At 59.3% G+C, this 15,423-nt stretch carries 15 protein-coding genes; 4 read left to right on the top strand and 11 right to left on the bottom strand.

Annotated elements, in window-relative coordinates:
• Window positions 1-16 precede the first annotated feature (16 nt).
• Window positions 17-1,495, top strand: coding sequence for a glycerol kinase GlpK (gene glpK / locus ACR0FB_RS16725; protein WP_480492022.1), 1,479 nt, complete (start codon window positions 17-19; stop codon window positions 1,493-1,495).
• Here the strand turns inward: glpK and smpB are convergent.
• From smpB to ACR0FB_RS16675, 10 genes are all read right to left on the bottom strand, one after another.
• Entirely contained in the window at window positions 1,492-1,968 is a 477-nt protein-coding gene (gene smpB, locus ACR0FB_RS16720; RefSeq protein WP_171637398.1) for an SsrA-binding protein SmpB, read from the bottom strand. The genes glpK and smpB overlap by 4 nt on opposite strands.
• A gap of 58 nt (window positions 1,969-2,026) precedes the next feature.
• Window positions 2,027-2,569 (bottom strand): isopentenyl-diphosphate Delta-isomerase, encoded by a 543-nt coding sequence (idi, locus tag ACR0FB_RS16715; RefSeq protein ID WP_171724719.1) that lies wholly within the window; start codon window positions 2,567-2,569, stop codon window positions 2,027-2,029.
• Between the two features lie 201 nt (window positions 2,570-2,770).
• Window positions 2,771-3,184, bottom strand: coding sequence for a c-type cytochrome (locus ACR0FB_RS16710; RefSeq protein WP_209835180.1), 414 nt, complete (start codon window positions 3,182-3,184; stop codon window positions 2,771-2,773).
• A 113-nt stretch (window positions 3,185-3,297) separates the two neighbouring features.
• Complete coding sequence (locus ACR0FB_RS16705) at window positions 3,298-4,314, bottom strand: P1 family peptidase (protein ID WP_171724720.1); 1,017 nt, start codon at window positions 4,312-4,314, stop codon at window positions 3,298-3,300.
• Window positions 4,315-4,396: 82 nt separating this feature from the next.
• Entirely contained in the window at window positions 4,397-5,143 is a 747-nt protein-coding gene (locus tag ACR0FB_RS16700; protein WP_171637403.1) for an SDR family oxidoreductase, read from the bottom strand.
• Window positions 5,144-5,203: 60 nt separating this feature from the next.
• Window positions 5,204-5,623 carry an alternative ribosome rescue aminoacyl-tRNA hydrolase ArfB gene (gene arfB / locus ACR0FB_RS16695; protein WP_171229972.1) on the bottom strand — a complete coding sequence of 140 codons (420 nt, stop codon included), beginning with the start codon at window positions 5,621-5,623 and terminating at the stop codon, window positions 5,204-5,206.
• A gap of 263 nt (window positions 5,624-5,886) precedes the next feature.
• Window positions 5,887-6,534 carry a queuosine precursor transporter gene (locus ACR0FB_RS16690; protein WP_171637404.1) on the bottom strand — a complete coding sequence of 216 codons (648 nt, stop codon included), beginning with the start codon at window positions 6,532-6,534 and terminating at the stop codon, window positions 5,887-5,889.
• A 91-nt stretch (window positions 6,535-6,625) separates the two neighbouring features.
• Window positions 6,626-7,510 carry an esterase-like activity of phytase family protein gene (locus ACR0FB_RS16685; protein WP_480621466.1) on the bottom strand — a complete coding sequence of 295 codons (885 nt, stop codon included), beginning with the start codon at window positions 7,508-7,510 and terminating at the stop codon, window positions 6,626-6,628.
• The gene (gene mepA / locus ACR0FB_RS16680; protein WP_171637407.1) at window positions 7,483-8,346 is read right to left on the bottom strand and encodes a penicillin-insensitive murein endopeptidase; all 864 of its coding nucleotides are present in this window, start codon (window positions 8,344-8,346) and stop codon (window positions 7,483-7,485) included. The genes ACR0FB_RS16685 and mepA overlap by 28 nt, the downstream gene beginning before the upstream one ends.
• Window positions 8,343-9,710: an MFS transporter gene (locus tag ACR0FB_RS16675; protein ID WP_480621465.1), complete on the bottom strand. Its 1,368-nt coding sequence runs from the start codon at window positions 9,708-9,710 to the stop codon at window positions 8,343-8,345. The genes mepA and ACR0FB_RS16675 overlap by 4 nt, the downstream gene beginning before the upstream one ends.
• Window positions 9,711-9,838: 128 nt before the next feature.
• On the opposite strand from ACR0FB_RS16675, the gene ACR0FB_RS16670 reads away from it, so the two are divergent.
• From ACR0FB_RS16670 to yaaA, 3 genes are all read left to right on the top strand, one after another.
• Entirely contained in the window at window positions 9,839-10,126 is a 288-nt protein-coding gene (locus ACR0FB_RS16670) for a YggT family protein (RefSeq protein ID WP_005980077.1), read from the top strand.
• 76 nt (window positions 10,127-10,202) lie between these two features.
• Window positions 10,203-12,242, top strand: coding sequence for a DNA helicase RecQ (gene recQ / locus ACR0FB_RS16665; RefSeq protein WP_210093637.1), 2,040 nt, complete (start codon window positions 10,203-10,205; stop codon window positions 12,240-12,242).
• A 33-nt stretch (window positions 12,243-12,275) separates the two neighbouring features.
• Window positions 12,276-13,046, top strand: a complete 771-nt coding sequence (gene yaaA, locus ACR0FB_RS16660; RefSeq protein ID WP_209835175.1) for a peroxide stress protein YaaA — start codon at window positions 12,276-12,278, stop codon at window positions 13,044-13,046.
• A 90-nt stretch (window positions 13,047-13,136) separates the two neighbouring features.
• Here yaaA and ACR0FB_RS16655 read toward each other — a convergent pair whose 3' ends face one another.
• A complete protein-coding gene (locus ACR0FB_RS16655) occupies window positions 13,137-15,395 on the bottom strand; it encodes a response regulator (RefSeq protein ID WP_480621464.1) in 2,259 nt (752 codons plus the stop codon).
• Window positions 15,396-15,423: the final 28 nt, after the last annotated feature.

Here is a 15,423-nt window from a genome sequence, read left to right as displayed (position 1 = left end):
CCGGGGGAGAGCGGAAATGACCCATATTCTGGCAATCGATCAAGGCACCACATCCTCGCGCGCCATTCTGTTTGACGCGCAGATGCGGCCTGTTGGCACCGCCCAGCAGGAGTTTCCTCAGCACTTTCCGCAGGAAGGCTGGGTTGAACACGACCCCGAGGATATCTGGTCAAGCGTTCTGCACGTGTGCCGCGAGGTGATGGAGACCACCGGTGTTTCAGCGGATCAGATTGCCGGTATCGGCATCACCAACCAGCGCGAAACGACGGTTGTCTGGGACAAACAGACCGGCAAGGCCATCCACAATGCCATCGTCTGGCAGGACCGACGCACTGCCGATATCTGCGCGCGCTACAAACAGGCCGGGTGCGAGGATGACGTCACAGCTCAGACCGGTCTGTTGCTGGATCCTTATTTCTCGGGCACCAAGGTCAAATGGCTGCTGGATACCGTTTCGGGCGCCCGCGAGCGCGCAGAAGCCGGAGACCTGCTGTTCGGCACGATCGACAGTTTCCTGATCTGGCGGCTGACCGAAGGCCGTGTTCATGCAACCGATGCCACCAACGCCGCCCGTACCCTTTTGTTTGACATCCACAAAGGCACATGGAGCGCCGAGATTTGTGACCTGCTGGATGTGCCCCTGAACCTTTTGCCCGAAGTGAAGGATTGCGCCGCGGATTTCGGAACCACCACTTTGTTCGGCGGCGACATTCCCATTCTGGGCGTTGCAGGCGACCAGCAAGCCGCCACCATCGGGCAGGCCTGTTTCCAGCCCGGTATGATGAAATCAACCTATGGCACGGGTTGCTTTGCGCTGCTGAACACCGGCGCGCAGCCGGTTCAGTCGAATAACCGCCTGCTAACGACGATCGCGTATCAACTGGACGGCCGGCGAACTTATGCGCTGGAGGGTTCGATCTTTATCGCGGGGGCCGCAGTGCAATGGCTGCGCGACGCGTTGCAGATCATCGACGCGGCGCCACAAAGCGGCGAACTGGCGGCTCAGGCCGATCCGAACCAGCATGTGGTGCTTGTGCCCGCCTTCACCGGCCTCGGCGCGCCTTATTGGAAACCTGACTGTCGCGGGGCGCTGTTTGGGCTGACGCGCAATTCCGGCCGGGCCGAGATTGCCCGCGCCACGCTGGAAAGCATCGCCTTCCAGACCCGCGACCTGTGGCATGCCATGCAAGGCGACTGGGGCGCCGATGCCGATGTCATCCTGCGCGTCGATGGCGGGATGGCCGCGTCCGACTGGACCATGCAAGGCCTGTCGAACTGTCTCGGCGCGCCTGTGGACCGCCCCGTCATGCAAGAGACGACCGCCCTTGGCGCCGCATGGCTGGCAGGCATGAAAGCCGGAATTTATCCCGATCAGGCCGGGTTTGCGGAAACATGGGCGCTGGATCGCCGGTTCGAGCCAACGCAGGAACAATCCGAACGCGATGCGGCCTATGACCGTTGGCAACTTGCGGTACAGGCTGCGATGGCGTTCTAGCTGTGGTCTTTCAACAAACGCTGTTTCTGCCGTGACCAATCGCGTTTGGCTTGGGTTTCGCGCTTGTCATGGGTTTTCTTACCCTTGGCGATGCCGATCTTAATCTTGGCCAACCCCTTGTGGTTGAAATACAAAACCAACGGCACCAGCGTCATGCCCTTGCGCTGGGTTGCATTCCACAAATCGGACATCTGTTTGCGGGACACCAGCAGCTTGCGACGGCGGCGTTCTTCGTGCTTGAACACCTTGGCCTGCTCGTATGGCGCGATATAGCTGTTGACCAGCCACAGCTCGCCGTCATCGACGGCGGCATAGCTTTCCGCGATGTTGGAGCCACCCGCGCGCAGGGATTTGACCTCGGATCCTTGCAGAACGATACCGCATTCGATGTCGTCCTCGATCGCATAATCGAAGCGGGCGCGCCGGTTTTCGGCGATCACTTTGTAATTCGGGTCTGTCTTCTGCTTGGCCATGACGGGTTGATTTAGGCGGCTTGCGCCGCCCTTGCAAGGCACGGATTTCCAGCCGGGGTCATGATTTGGCAGAAATGATCAGATCCGGGCCAAAAATCGTGTCCGCGTGGCTGTGGAGATATATCTTCAACCAGGGTGTAAACCGGTCCGGGTGGCGTTTCACTTCGGCCAACAGATCGTGATAGTCGATCCAACGGATATCCATGACTTCATCCGGGTTGGGCGCGATTTTCAGCGGGCCGCGGACATGGGCCAGAAAGACGTCGACAACCTCGTTTTCCACCATGCTGTTGCCCACATCGGCGTGATATTCCAGCCGGTGTCGGTATTCGGGATACAGGCCTGTGATCCCAAGCTCCTCATGCAGGCGGCGCACGGCACAGGTGGACGAGCTTTCGTCCCAATCGGGATGCGTACAGCAGGTGTTCGCCCAAAGGCCGGGCGTGTGGTACTTGCCCAAAGCGCGACGCTGCAGCAGGATCTCGGTCCCCCGTACGACAAAAACCGACACAGCCTTGTGCTTGAGCCCCTTTTCGTGAACTTCAAGCTTGTCTACAGGGGTCAACTCACCATCGACCCAAGCTGGGATCATGATACCCATCTGTCCTCTCCTGCTGCCAATCCGCCTGACGAGCCCTGATGTTGATTATAGCTGTTGCCGGACCGGCTTGGCTTTGCGGCGTTGCTTGGCAATCCGCCGTCTGACTTCAAAGTGCGGCTGTTCCACATTGTTATCAATCGCACCAAAGGCCGCAGGGGCTGCGGCCTTTGGTCCTTGTGCAGTGGTGCACAGTATCAGGTGTTATTCACCCGACACGCTTGCGATATAGGCATAGACGTCTTCACCGCCCTTTTTCAGCTTGAAGGTCATTTTCGATTTGGCGGATGTGTCATCCAGATAGGTTTTCAAAAATGCCTTGGGGTCCTGAGCATACTCGACAAAAGTAGTTTCGTCCCAGACCAGACCCTTCTCACCGGCGGCAACGATGCTGTCTCCGTATTTGAAACCCTCAACGGTACCGGCGGTGCGGCCCGCGATTCCATAGAGGTTAGGGCCGGTCTTGCCACCTTTGACGATCACTTCGCCTGCCGGGTCGGCGATCATGTGGCAGGACTTGCATTTGTTGAAGGTTTTCTTGCCCGCCTCAGCGTCGCCTTCAGCATAAGCAGGAAGGGCCAGAAGGCCCATGATTGCGGTAGCGAGGATACGATTCATAGCTTTTGCTCCGATAGAAATTGGCTGCACCGAATGGACCGTCGGCGCAAAAAAGAGTCAACGCGCAGATTGCCGCGCGCGCTTACTGTGCCACTGCGACAAATAGGATGTCCTTAACTTTTGTCATGTACATCGGACCAGCAAGGCAACAGATCGCCCACGGACGGAGTCGCCAGATACACGGCGCGCGCAATAGCTCGCGCGAGGCACAGCGAGGCCGCATGCCCGATGACACCTGGTTCGGTGTCGGTGGCGACACCCCGCGCGCCCGTGCTGACCCCGAATACCAGATCACCATCCCCCGGCGTGTGGGCGGGTACAATAGCACGGGCAATACCGTCATGGGCGGCAACGGCCAGTCTCTGACACTGCGGTTTGGTCAGGTCCGCATCTGTCGCAACGATGGCAATCGTGGTATTGGCCTTGTCCGGCCTCGCGGACTGCATCACCTGCGCTTTGCGACTGACCGTTGGTTGGCCCAGTCCGGCATTGGAATCAGGCCCTAATCCACCGAATTCGCCGTCCATTTCAAATGGGGCGGCCCAGAAATGCCTGTCACCCGGCGTGGTGACACTGCCCAGCGGATTGACTGCAACCAATGCGCCAACGGTAACACCGCTGTCCAGAACAACCGAGGCCGAACCCAACCCGCCTTTGTGCATCGCGGTCAAAGCCCCGGTTCCTGCACCTGCTGTTCCGAGTTCGAACCGGTCCGACGCGGACTCGAACGCCGCACGGCCCAATGCGCGATAGGGATTCTCGTGCCACGCCTTGTCGCCGCCATTCAGCAGATCGAACAGGATCGCCCCGGGCACGATCGGAACCACAGCGGAACCCACCTTAAACCCGCGGCCCAGGGCATGCAGCGCGTCCATGACGCCCGAACAGGCATCCAGCCCGAAGGCCGACCCGCCCGAAAGCACGATCGCATCCACCTGTTCAACGGTCTTGTCGGCGGCCAGCAAATCTGTCTCGCGCGTGCCGGGTGCGCCACCCATCACGTGCACCGAAGCTCGGAGTGGTTGCGCGCCGGTCAGGACGGTGACGCCTGATTTCAAAGGTGCGTTCTGTGCGTTGCCGACCTTCAGGCCGGGGACATCCGTGATCAGGTTTCTGGGTCCGGGGATCATGCAAACCTCGATGGTCGAGCTGGAAAGCGCGCTGGCGCGCGCTGCCTCCGGCGGGGATATTTTTGGCCAGATGAAGAGCGGATCAGATGCATCGGCCTCCGTCCACCTCGAGCGCGGCGCCGGTGATCATGCTGGCCTCGTCCGAACACAGGAAACAGGCGGCATTGGCCATATCTTCGGGGGTTGAAAAGCGGCCCAACGGGATGGTCGACAGGAATTTGGCACGGATTTCGGGCGTATCCTCGCCCATGAAGGATTTCAATAGCGGCGTTTCCCCGGCAACCGGGCAGATCGCATTCACCCGCACGCCGGACGGGGCGAGCTCGACCGCCATCGTTTTAGTTGCGGTGATCATCCAGCCCTTGGAGGCGTTGTACCAGTTCAGGTTTGGGCGCGGCGACAGGCCTGCGGTTGAAGCAACGTTCAGTACTGAACCCGCCCCGCGCGCCTTCATAGGTGGAACCAATGCACGCGCGGTCAGATAGACGGATTTCATGTTCACGTTGAAAACACGGTCGAAATCCGCTTCGCTGACCTCCTCCAGCGGCGTCGGCAGGTGGGTCACACCGGCATTGTTCACAAGGATGTCCAGATGGCCGAAGGTTGAGAAAGCCGCATCCGCCATCTTTTGAACCGAGGCGCCCTTGCCTACATCGACCTGCTGAGCAATCGCCTCGGACCCAAGCTGGGTTGCGAATTCATGCGCGGCATCGCCATTGATGTCAGCGATCATGACACGCGCACCCTCGGCGAGGAACTTCCTTACGATCCCCGCACCAAACCCGGATGCACCGCCAGTGACGATTGCGGTTTTCCCCTCCAGCCTCATGGCGTTACTCTCCTGCACCTTTTGCAGGCCAGACTATCAATGCCCGGACGAGATGCCAGATCAATCTTCGGACACCTTGCCGCGCAGCGCCTTGACGTCGCCCCGCGCCTTTTTCGCCGCAAGCCTGCGTTTGACCGAACCATAGGTGGGTTTCGTCGCGATGCGCCGTTTAGGTTTGACCAGCGCCTTGCCGATCAGCTCGGCCAGCCTTGTTCGCGCAATTTCCCTGTTGCGGGCTTGGGAACGTGTTTCTTCGCATTGAATGATGATCGCACCATCCTTGGTCCAGCGGCGCCCGGCCAGTCGTTTTAGCCGCGCCTTGACCGGATCGGGCAGCGAGGGTGAGCGCGCGGCTTCGAAGCGCAGTTCAACGGCGGTCGAGACCTTGTTCACGTTCTGCCCGCCAGGCCCGGAGGAACGCATGAAGCTCTCGGTCATTTCCCAGTCTTGCAGTGTGATATCGTCAGAGATGCGCAACATGGGCAAGACCATAGCTGGAGCGGGTAAAAACAGAAAGGGCCGCCCCGATGGGACGGCCCTTCGAAAGTTCAGGAGGTCGGGTCGGTTAGATCAATCGACCAGCCGGAGCGTACGCTCGGCCAAGGGCTGCCCTAGCAGGCGGTCCTCCCGGTTGTTCCGACACCTCTCTCCAATCTCTTTCTCGACACTGGATCACCTCCTTTTCTATCTGTTGCGGTTGAAAAGAAGCGTGACACAAGATGCGCCATTCTCAAAGCACTTTTTTACGCAGGCCGTGCAGCGGTCAGTCGCGCAACGATCACCTTGAACGGAATCAGCGCGATCAGAGCCAGCGACAGTTTCACCAACCAGTCGGCAAAGGCCAGCGTCACCCACAGCGGCGCCTCGGGGCCTGACAGCATGAAGGGCACGGGCTCCCACGCCCAATTGATGGCCGCATCTGCATCGGCACCAAAGAAGGTGACCGAGGCCGAGAAGGCGATAGTAAAGAAGATCGCGGTATCCAGCGCTGAACCTACCAGGGTCGAGACCAGCGGCGCACGCCACCATTGACCGCCGCGCATGGCGTTGAACACGGTGACGTCGGTCAGTTGCGCGATCAGGAACGCGGTGCCCGAAGCGACGGCGATGCGCAGCGGCACGGCGGCATAGGTAAACCCGTCGCCCTGAAGCATGATCTGGCTGCCGATCAGCGAGCAGATCACCCCGGTGACGAAGCCCGCGAAAACAACCTTGCGGGCCGGGCCCACACCGTAGACGCGGTTCATAATATCAGTGACCAGAAAGGCCAGCGGATAGGTGAAGGCACCCCAGGTCAACAGGCCGTCAAAGATCAGGAACTGGACCAGGATGTTCGAGGCCACGACGATGGCGGCCATGGCAAGAATGCCGGGAATATAGTTGCGTTGCATTTTGTGATGCCCGTTTTGACAAGGTAGCGGCGACTTGGCCAAGGGACCGTCCCAAGGCAGGCTGTGCGTTTAGACCTTCATCTGCCGTGTGTCAATCGGGCAGCAGATACTCGACCAACTCGGTCCGTTGCAGTGCCAGAAAGTTGTCATCCGAGATCATCGTGGCCCGCAAACGTCCCCGATCATCCCGCCAGATCGACAAGCCTTCTAGGTTGTCATGCGCGCCGGTTCCGGTTTCGAACAGGGTTTCCTCGGCGTTTGGCACGTCGCCTGTCAGATCCCATCGCCGCAGGCGCGAGCGAAATCCGATTGCCGTGAGGTTTCGCTCCAACACGTAGAACCGCCCATCAGGACCGAAATCAGCGGCAACCGGTTTGAACCAACCACGCTGGGGCAGAACAAATGGGGTCGACCAGGTTTGGCCATTCCAGCGATAGACGGGAATATCTCCGTCCGGGGTGCGGTTCGTTTCCGGCAGCGTATACAGCCGTCCGCGCCTGTCGATGGCCAGACCTTCAAAGGACCCGTTGTCGGCGAGATGCTGAAATACCTGCGGGCGAGGCAATACACGCGCCTTCGTGCCCGCTGCGGGGTAATGGGCGACGCGGTGCACCCCTTCGAATGAGATATAGAACCCACCGTCAGGAGCCGCCGCAATCCCTTCGGAATCGCCAACGCCGCCGGACATGAGATGCCCATTGCTGGACAGAACCGGCCATTGCCCCAGAATGCGAAGGCCGGTGATCTCGCCATCAAGACGTTCAATGCGCGCAATCACCAACCGTGCCCGGTCGCTCAGCGCCATCATTTGCTGCCCATTGTCCGAAATGTGCAGCGCCGAGAATCCACCGAACCAATCCGCCTTGTCACGCCATGCAAAACTGCTTTGATGTGTGGCGGTCTTTACATCCACTCCAGGGGCCGCCGTGGCCAGAAACAGTGCCGCACCTACTTGGATTGCAAGACTGAGGCGCATTGCTTCGGCAAATCGGCCAGCACATATTCCCGGCGTTTCTTGGGCGGCGGCGCGTTTGGATCGGGCGGCGGCGGGTTCAGAATGTTACGCACCCATTGTTGCGCCTCGGCACAGCCATCGCCCTTGGGTGGTGCATCCTGGTTGACGCATCCCTTTGATCCTCTTGGGCATTTCAGGCGTACGTGAAAGTGGTAGTGATGCCCCCACCAGGGCCTGATCTTGCGCAGGTAGGCCCGGTTGCCTTTTTCATCGTTGCACATCTGAACCTTCGCACCGGGGAATACGAAGATACGTGCCACGCGCTTGTCCTTGGCGGCTTCGCGCAGTACCGCGTGGTGCTGTTTGGTCCAGTTGCTGTTGACGTAGGCGCCGTTCGAGCGGCGCAGCGATATGGACGAAATATTCTCGCGCGCCTTGCGCGACAGGCGCATGTTGTCACCCGGAAGCATCCAGATATCGATATCCAGCCCCAGCTGGTGCGAGCGATGGCCCGAGGTCATTGGCCCACCCCGCGGCTGGCTGATATCCCCAATATAGAGACCGTTCCAACCCGGCTGTTTCGCCGCAAACCGGCTGAGGTCCTGCACGTAATCGATCGCTTCGGGATGCCCCCAGTTGCGATTGCGCGACAGTCGCATGGCCTGCCACGTGGGCCCGGTCTCGGGCAATTGAACCGATCCGGCCGCACATCCGCGCGAATAACTGCCGAAAGCAGCCGATTTTTGTTGCGAGCTTACCTTCTGTGCCCCGAACAACTGCTTTGCCAAGGGCTGCGCTGATGCCGTATTCGCCAGCGCGGTTATTACCAGTAGTGCCAAAAAACGTAGTAAAATCATCTGCTCTGATCCCCTTCAGGTCTGACCCAGCGCATCAGGAATAGACCCAGAATAAACAACAGAATGATTGGTGACACCCCCAGACGCGCACTGCCGGTTGCGGTTGTTGCAATCCCGATCAACAACGGGGCCGCAAAAGCGGTCGCGCGCCCCGACAGACCATAAAGACCAAAGCTTTCGACCGGGGTTTCGGGGTCGGTGTGGCGCACCATCATCGAACGGCTGGCCGATTGCAGAATGCCTCCCATGCCACCGATCAGCACACCACAGCCAAAGAAGACCATGTCTGGCAGGTTGGATCCGTCAGGCAGGCCGATGCCGTAGATCTGCGTCCGGTCCATCGACACCACTGTGACGCAGACAAAAATCAATACCCAGATCGCCACCAATATCACTGGTTTCGGGCCGTATTTCTTGTCTGCCTTCCCCCCGATCCACGCAAAAACGGCCGAAGCGAGAACGCTGACGATCCCGAATACTCCGATCTTGATCAGATCCCATTCCAACACCAGCCGCGCGTAGACACCACCAAAACTGTACAGCCCGTTCAGTGCGTCGCGATAGAACATGGACGAACCGAGATAACTGGCCAGACTGGCGCGATAGCGCAAGTTAGACACTGATTTCGACAACAGGCGCAGCGCCTCACCCACGCTTCCCTTCCTGTCCGTCGCCGCATCGTCGCGGACCCACAGGAAGTATGGCACCATGAACAGAATGAACCAGATTGCCGTAAATGGGCCGACAAAACGCGTGCCTTCCCGGGTGGCGGCATCCAGACCAAAGGCGGGCGTCATCCCGATCAGGGTTTTGCCGTTTGGCTGTTCCACAAACAGCGCCAGCATGATCGCCAGCGAAATCAGCCCTCCAAAATAGCCAAAGGCAAAGCCCGAGCCCGAGATCTCGCCCACTTCGCTGTCATCGCCCAGATCGGGTAGCTGCGAGTTGATGAAGATCAGCGCATATTCCGCACCTACAAAGCCGAAACCAAAAGCCGACAGCATCAGCCACATGTTCGAGCCATCGGGCATCGTATACCAAAGCGCCGCGGACCCGACCGCATACATGACCGAAAAGGCAAATATCCACGGGATGCGCCGCCCCGAGACATCCGCCATCGCCCCCAGAAGCGGCGCACCAAAAGCGATGATCAGCCCGGTGATCGTCAGACAGTTCGCCCAAACAGTCTGTGCGCGCGCCGCAGCCACCTGCGCATCCAGCCCTTCAGCGGTGAAATACCCGGCGGCGACGCCTGCGAAGTAAGGGCCAAAGACAAAGGTGACCAGAAGGGTGTGAAAGGGCTGGCTGGCCCAGTCAAAGAACCACCAGCCCCAAATGCGCCTGCGCTTGGAAATCTCTGCCATCTCTGCCCCTGTTTATCGTTGCGATTATATGACTGGGCTTTCATTCAAATCGCAAGCGTTGAGTGCCAGACACTTGCTCTTTGTCGCCATGGTGCTTAGGTCTCGGCCAACAAGAATACGGAGAACCCATGCTGTCGCTGATCCAAATCCTGCTGCTGATCCTGGACATTGTCTGGTTCATCATCCTGGCCCATGTGATCATGAGCTGGCTGATCAACTTTCAGGTGCTGAACTTGCACCAACAGCTGGTCGCGCAAATCTGGTACGGGCTGAACCGCCTGTTAGAGCCTATCTATGGCCCGATCCGGCGCATCCTGCCCAATATGGGCGGTCTGGACCTGACGCCGCTGGTGGTGCTGATCGGGGTCTATGCGCTGCGGATCATCCTGATCAACAACGCGGTCTATTTCTACTGACCTCTTGTTCCCCGATTCCGACTGTGTGATTGTCCTTTCAAGAGCAGTCAAATCTTGAAACAGGGCACCCCCGCACATGTTCGACGCCGCGCCTCTGCTGCGAGATGTCTTTGGATTCGATGAATTCCGCCCCGGGCAGGAAGAGATCGTCGATGCCGTAACCGCCGGCCAGAACGTGCTGGCGATCATGCCCACGGGCGGCGGCAAATCCCTGTGTTATCAACTGCCTGCCCTGCTGCGCGACGGGGTCACGGTGGTGATCTCGCCGCTGATCGCCCTGATGCGCGATCAGGTGCGGGGGCTGCAAGAAGCCGGGGTCGAGGCCGGCGCGCTGACCTCGGGCAACACGCCCGAGGAAACCGATGCCGTGTGGGAAGCGCTTGAGGCCGGGCGGCTGAAACTGCTTTACATGGCGCCCGAACGGCTGGCGGCAGGCTCGGCACTGGGCATGTTGCGGCGGATCAATGTCAGCCTGATCGCGGTGGACGAGGCCCATTGCGTCAGCCAGTGGGGCCATGATTTCCGGCCTGATTATTTACGGATCGGAGAGTTGCGGCACGCCCTGAACGTGCCTCTGGCCGCCTTCACCGCGACCGCCGACGCCGAAACACAGGACGAGATCGTCGAGAAACTGTTCGACGGCACGCCTCCGCGCAAGTTCCTGCGCGGCTTCGACCGCCCGAACATCCACTTGGCCTTTGCCGCCAAGGACAGCCCGCGCAAGCAGATCCTGGATTTCGCCGATGCGCGCCGGGGCCAGTCGGGCATCGTCTATTGCGGCACCCGCAACAAGACCGAAGTGCTGGCGCAGGCGCTGCGCGAACAGGGCCACAGCGCCTGCCACTATCACGGCGGGATGGAGGCCGAGGACCGCCGCATCGTCGAAACCCGCTTCGCGCGCGAGGACGGGTTGATCGTGGTGGCCACCGTGGCCTTTGGCATGGGCATCGACAAACCCGACATCCGCTGGGTCGCCCATGCGGACCTGCCGAAATCCATCGAGGCCTATTACCAGGAAATCGGCCGCGCTGGGCGCGACGGCGGGCCGGCCGAGACCCTGACTCTGTTTGGCCCCGACGATATACGTTTGCGGCGGTCCCAGATTGACGAGGGGCTGGCGCCACCCGAACGCCGCATGGCGGATCATGCGCGGTTGAACGCGCTGCTGGGGTTGGCCGAGGCGCTGGAATGCCGCCGCCAGACCCTGCTGGGCTATTTCGGGGAACAGGCCGCACCCTGTGGCAAATGCGACCTGTGCGATACACCGCCCGAAGTATTTGATGGAACAACACCCGTCCGAATGGCCTTGTCCGCGATTCTTCGCACCGAGGAATGGTTTGGCAGCGGTCATCTGATCGACATCCTTCTGGGAAACGAGACCGACAAGATCCGCGCCCGTCGTCATGATGGTCTGTCCACCTGGGGCATCGGCAAGGACTGGTCGCGCGCGCAATGGCAGGCAATATTCCGCCAGATGATGGGGCACGATCTGGTGCGCCCCGACCCCGAACGCCACGGGGCCTTGCGGATGACCGAGGCCGCCAAACCAATTCTCAAGGGCGAGGCAAAGATCAACCTGCGCAAGGACGCCCTACGCAAGGCAACCCGTCGCCCCGCCGTGAAAGCCATGGTGTCCGATGAAGATGCGCCCTTGCTGTCGGCTCTCAAGGCCAAGAGACGCGCATTGGCAGAATCCGCCCGGGTCCCGGCTTATGTCATTTTTCCGGATCGTACCCTGATCGAAATGGCGGAAAAACGCCCCATGACGCTGGACGAGATGGCCCGGATCGGCGGCGTCGGCGCCAAGAAGCTGGAACGGTATGGCGACACCTTCCTTGAAGTGATAGCGGGCGAGGCCCAGGCGTTGCACCCGGCGCGGCGCAAGCTGGCCGGTCGCGATCAGGGCGACATCTATGACCGTTTGCTGGAAGTACAGTCCCAATTGTCCCGCGGTCCCGAGGGGATAGACAAGCCTCTGACCTGCTCGGCCTCGCAACTGGCAAAGGTGGCACAGATGCGCCCGGATGACCTGCGCGGGCTTGAACAGGTGCTGGGCGACCGGCGTCACGAAAGGTTCGGCACCGCCTTTCTGGACGTGCTGCGTGAGGCGGGCTAGATACGCCGGGACAGGTAAGGAAAGAGGGCAGGTATGCTGGTAGTGATTTCCCCGGCCAAGCGGCTGGACTGGACAGAGCGGGATGTTGAAGTCACACAGCCCGATTTTCAGGATGATGCGATCAGACTGTCCAAAACCGCGCGCAATCTGACCCTTGGCGATCTGAAAAAGCTTATGGGTCTGAGCGATGATCTGGCGCGCCTGAACCGCGATCGCTATCGTGCTTTTTCCGAAATGCCAGACGCCGATGCAACGCGCCCGGCCGCGCTGGCCTTTGCTGGGGACACCTATCAGGGTCTGGAAGCAGCTTCGCTCGATCCTGATGAACTGGCATGGGCACAGGATCATCTGCGCATCCTCTCAGGTCTCTATGGTGTCTTGCGGCCACTGGATGCGATACAGCCCTACAGGCTGGAGATGGGCAGCAAGCTGAAAACACGGCGCGGCAAGACCCTGTATGAGTATTGGCGCGACCAGCTGAGCAAAGCTCTGAACACACAAGGCAACATGATCGGCAGCGACGTTCTGATCAACTGCGCCAGTCAGGAGTATTTCGGCGCCGTGGACCCGAACGCTCTGAAATTGCGCGTCATCTCGCCGGTGTTCATGGAAGACAAGAACGGCACTCCGAAGATCGTGAGTTTCTTTGCCAAAAAGGCGCGTGGTGCAATGGCGCGATATGTCATTCAGCACCGCCTGACCGACCCCGATGCCCTGCTGGATTTCGATGCGGGCGGTTACGCGTATCGTGCTGACCTATCGGAAAAGGATAAACCTGTCTTTGTTCGACCTTATTCGTCCTGAGACCCTGACAACCTGATCGATATTTCCTTCCACGGTTCTGGGCCGTGGATCCGAGCAAGGGGCCAGCCCCTCGCGCTCCCCGGGATATTTTCAGCCAGATGAAGTGGGATCCTGTTCGCGGTCACACATGGGTGCATGTTTCTGGGCGAGGTGATTGTCCATGACTTCGCTTACGCCATCCGGTTGGTGTTGCAGGATCATTTGATGAATATGATTTTTGCGCAGCGGTTTCGTCATGTAGTGATCCAACCCCGCGGACAGGATGCCCTGATCGTCACCGGCCATTGCATGAGCAGTTAAGGCGACAATCGGGACATGACGCCCTGTTTCGACCTCGAGCCTGCGGATTTCAGCAGTGGCCTGTTTGCCGTCCATTTTTGGCATCGATATGTCCATGAAGATCAAGTCCGGGTCAAATTCCTGAAACATCTCGACGGCTTCTATTCCATTGGACGCAAATCGCAGATCTATATGCAGGTCTTTGACCATCTTTTTCAGAATCAGCTGGTTGGTAAGATTGTCCTCGGCCGCAAGTACCTTCATGCGCCTTGCTTCCAAGGCCTTGGTTTCTTGGCGGACAGAGACGGGTTTTCGCTGCGTCGAACGACGTTCTGGCGGCGGGGTGTCCTTGAGAGCCACGAGCCTGGAATACAACTCGGCCCTGGGGATCGGCCTCTGCAACACACCGTCGATCAGTTCGCGGGCTGGGTGCGTGTGGATCAGAGATGGATTTGCAGACATCACGATGACCGAGGCGTCGCCCCACCCACGGTCTTTGAGGGTGACGGCAAGATCCAAGCCATCCATATCCGGCAGATCATGATCGCACAGGACAAGTTCAATCGCGCCATGCATTTCTGCCAGCGCCTCGGCCCCTGACGCGCAAACCGTCACTTTGGCCCCCAAACGGCCAAGTTGTTTCGCCAAAATGGCCCGGTTTACGGCCAGATCCTCGACCACCATGACATGATTCACACAATCCGCCAGTTTCGGAGGCTCGGGCTGTGGGCCTTCTGCCGTGGGCAGCGACACCCTGAACCCGAAACAGGATCCCCAACCCGGTTCGCTTTCGACCCAGACTGAACCGCCCATCATGGTGATCAGGCGCCTAGTGATCGCAAGACCCAACCCGGTGCCTTCAAATTGGCGATTGCGTTCATCTTCGACCTGATTGAACTCACCAAAAACGTGGTTGATCTTTTCTGCATCGATACCGATGCCGGTATCTTCGATGGCAACATGGATGTCGCATGTCTGAGCCTGGGCATGCGGAACGCCTGTCACACGGATCAGGACATGACCTTCCGTGGTGAATTTGACTGCGTTGCCGACCAAATTGGTCAGAACCTGCCGTATTCGGCCCGGATCGCCCACAAAAAGGGTGGGCAGGAACAGGTCGTAATCCACAAGCAACGTGAGCCCCTTGTCACGCACGCTTGGCTGCAACAGCATCGCGACTTCAAGAATGCAGCGCTCCAGATCGAAGGGTTCAGGGTGCAGAACCAGCTTGTCCGCCTCGATCTTGGAGTAATCAAGCACGTCGTTGATGATAACCAACAATGCCTCACCCGAATTGCGGATCGTGTTGACATAGAGCCGCTGTTCTTCGTCCAGCGGAGATTCATCAAGCAGTTCGGCCATACCCACGATACCATTCATCGGCGTGCGGATTTCGTGGCTCATATTGGCGAGAAAGGCTGATTTGGCCCTGTTGGCCGCTTCCGCCCGTTCGCGGGCAACCTTCAGTTCTGTTTCGTGCCGGACCGACGCGGTGATGTTGAGTGCCAGGCTGACCACGTCACCACCGCTGCCACGCTGATCAATCAGGCGAATGTAGTGACCGTTCCACAGCAGCATGACGATCGGAGTTGGATTGGCCCGATTCCAGCGTGCCTGCATTCTGGCCTGCCATTCCTCGGCAGTTTCGTCACCGGTATCGACAATTCCTTCGGTGGTCAGCAATTGCAGAATGCGCTGGTAGGAAATCCCTGGCGCCACCTCATCCAGCCCTTCAAACACGCTGAGATATGCAGCGTTTGCGCTGATGAGCCTGCTGTCGCCGTCAAAGAATGCAAACCCGTCCTGAATGGTCTGGATCGAATGCCAAAGGCGGCGTTCGGCAATCTCGATCTTGGCATGAGCAACAGAGAGATCGGATTTGACCTTTTCGTTTTCCCCACGAACAGTTTCGACTTCGGCCTGAGTTTCACCAATGCGCCTGGTCAGCGCCATGGCGTGTTGGCCCAGTTTGCGATTGGCGGCCGAAAGCTCGGCCTGTTTCAAGGCAAGCATTCGTTCGGCTGCCAGACGCGCACGCCGTTCCTGTGCCAGTTTGTTTGCAAGACTCATTTTGATCGATTCCGGGACGTTCGGATTT

It is taken from the genome of Ruegeria sp. P10 (assembly GCF_056534925.1).
Note: the sequence above shows the minus strand (reverse complement) of the source record. Positions and strands in the feature narration are given on the sequence as shown.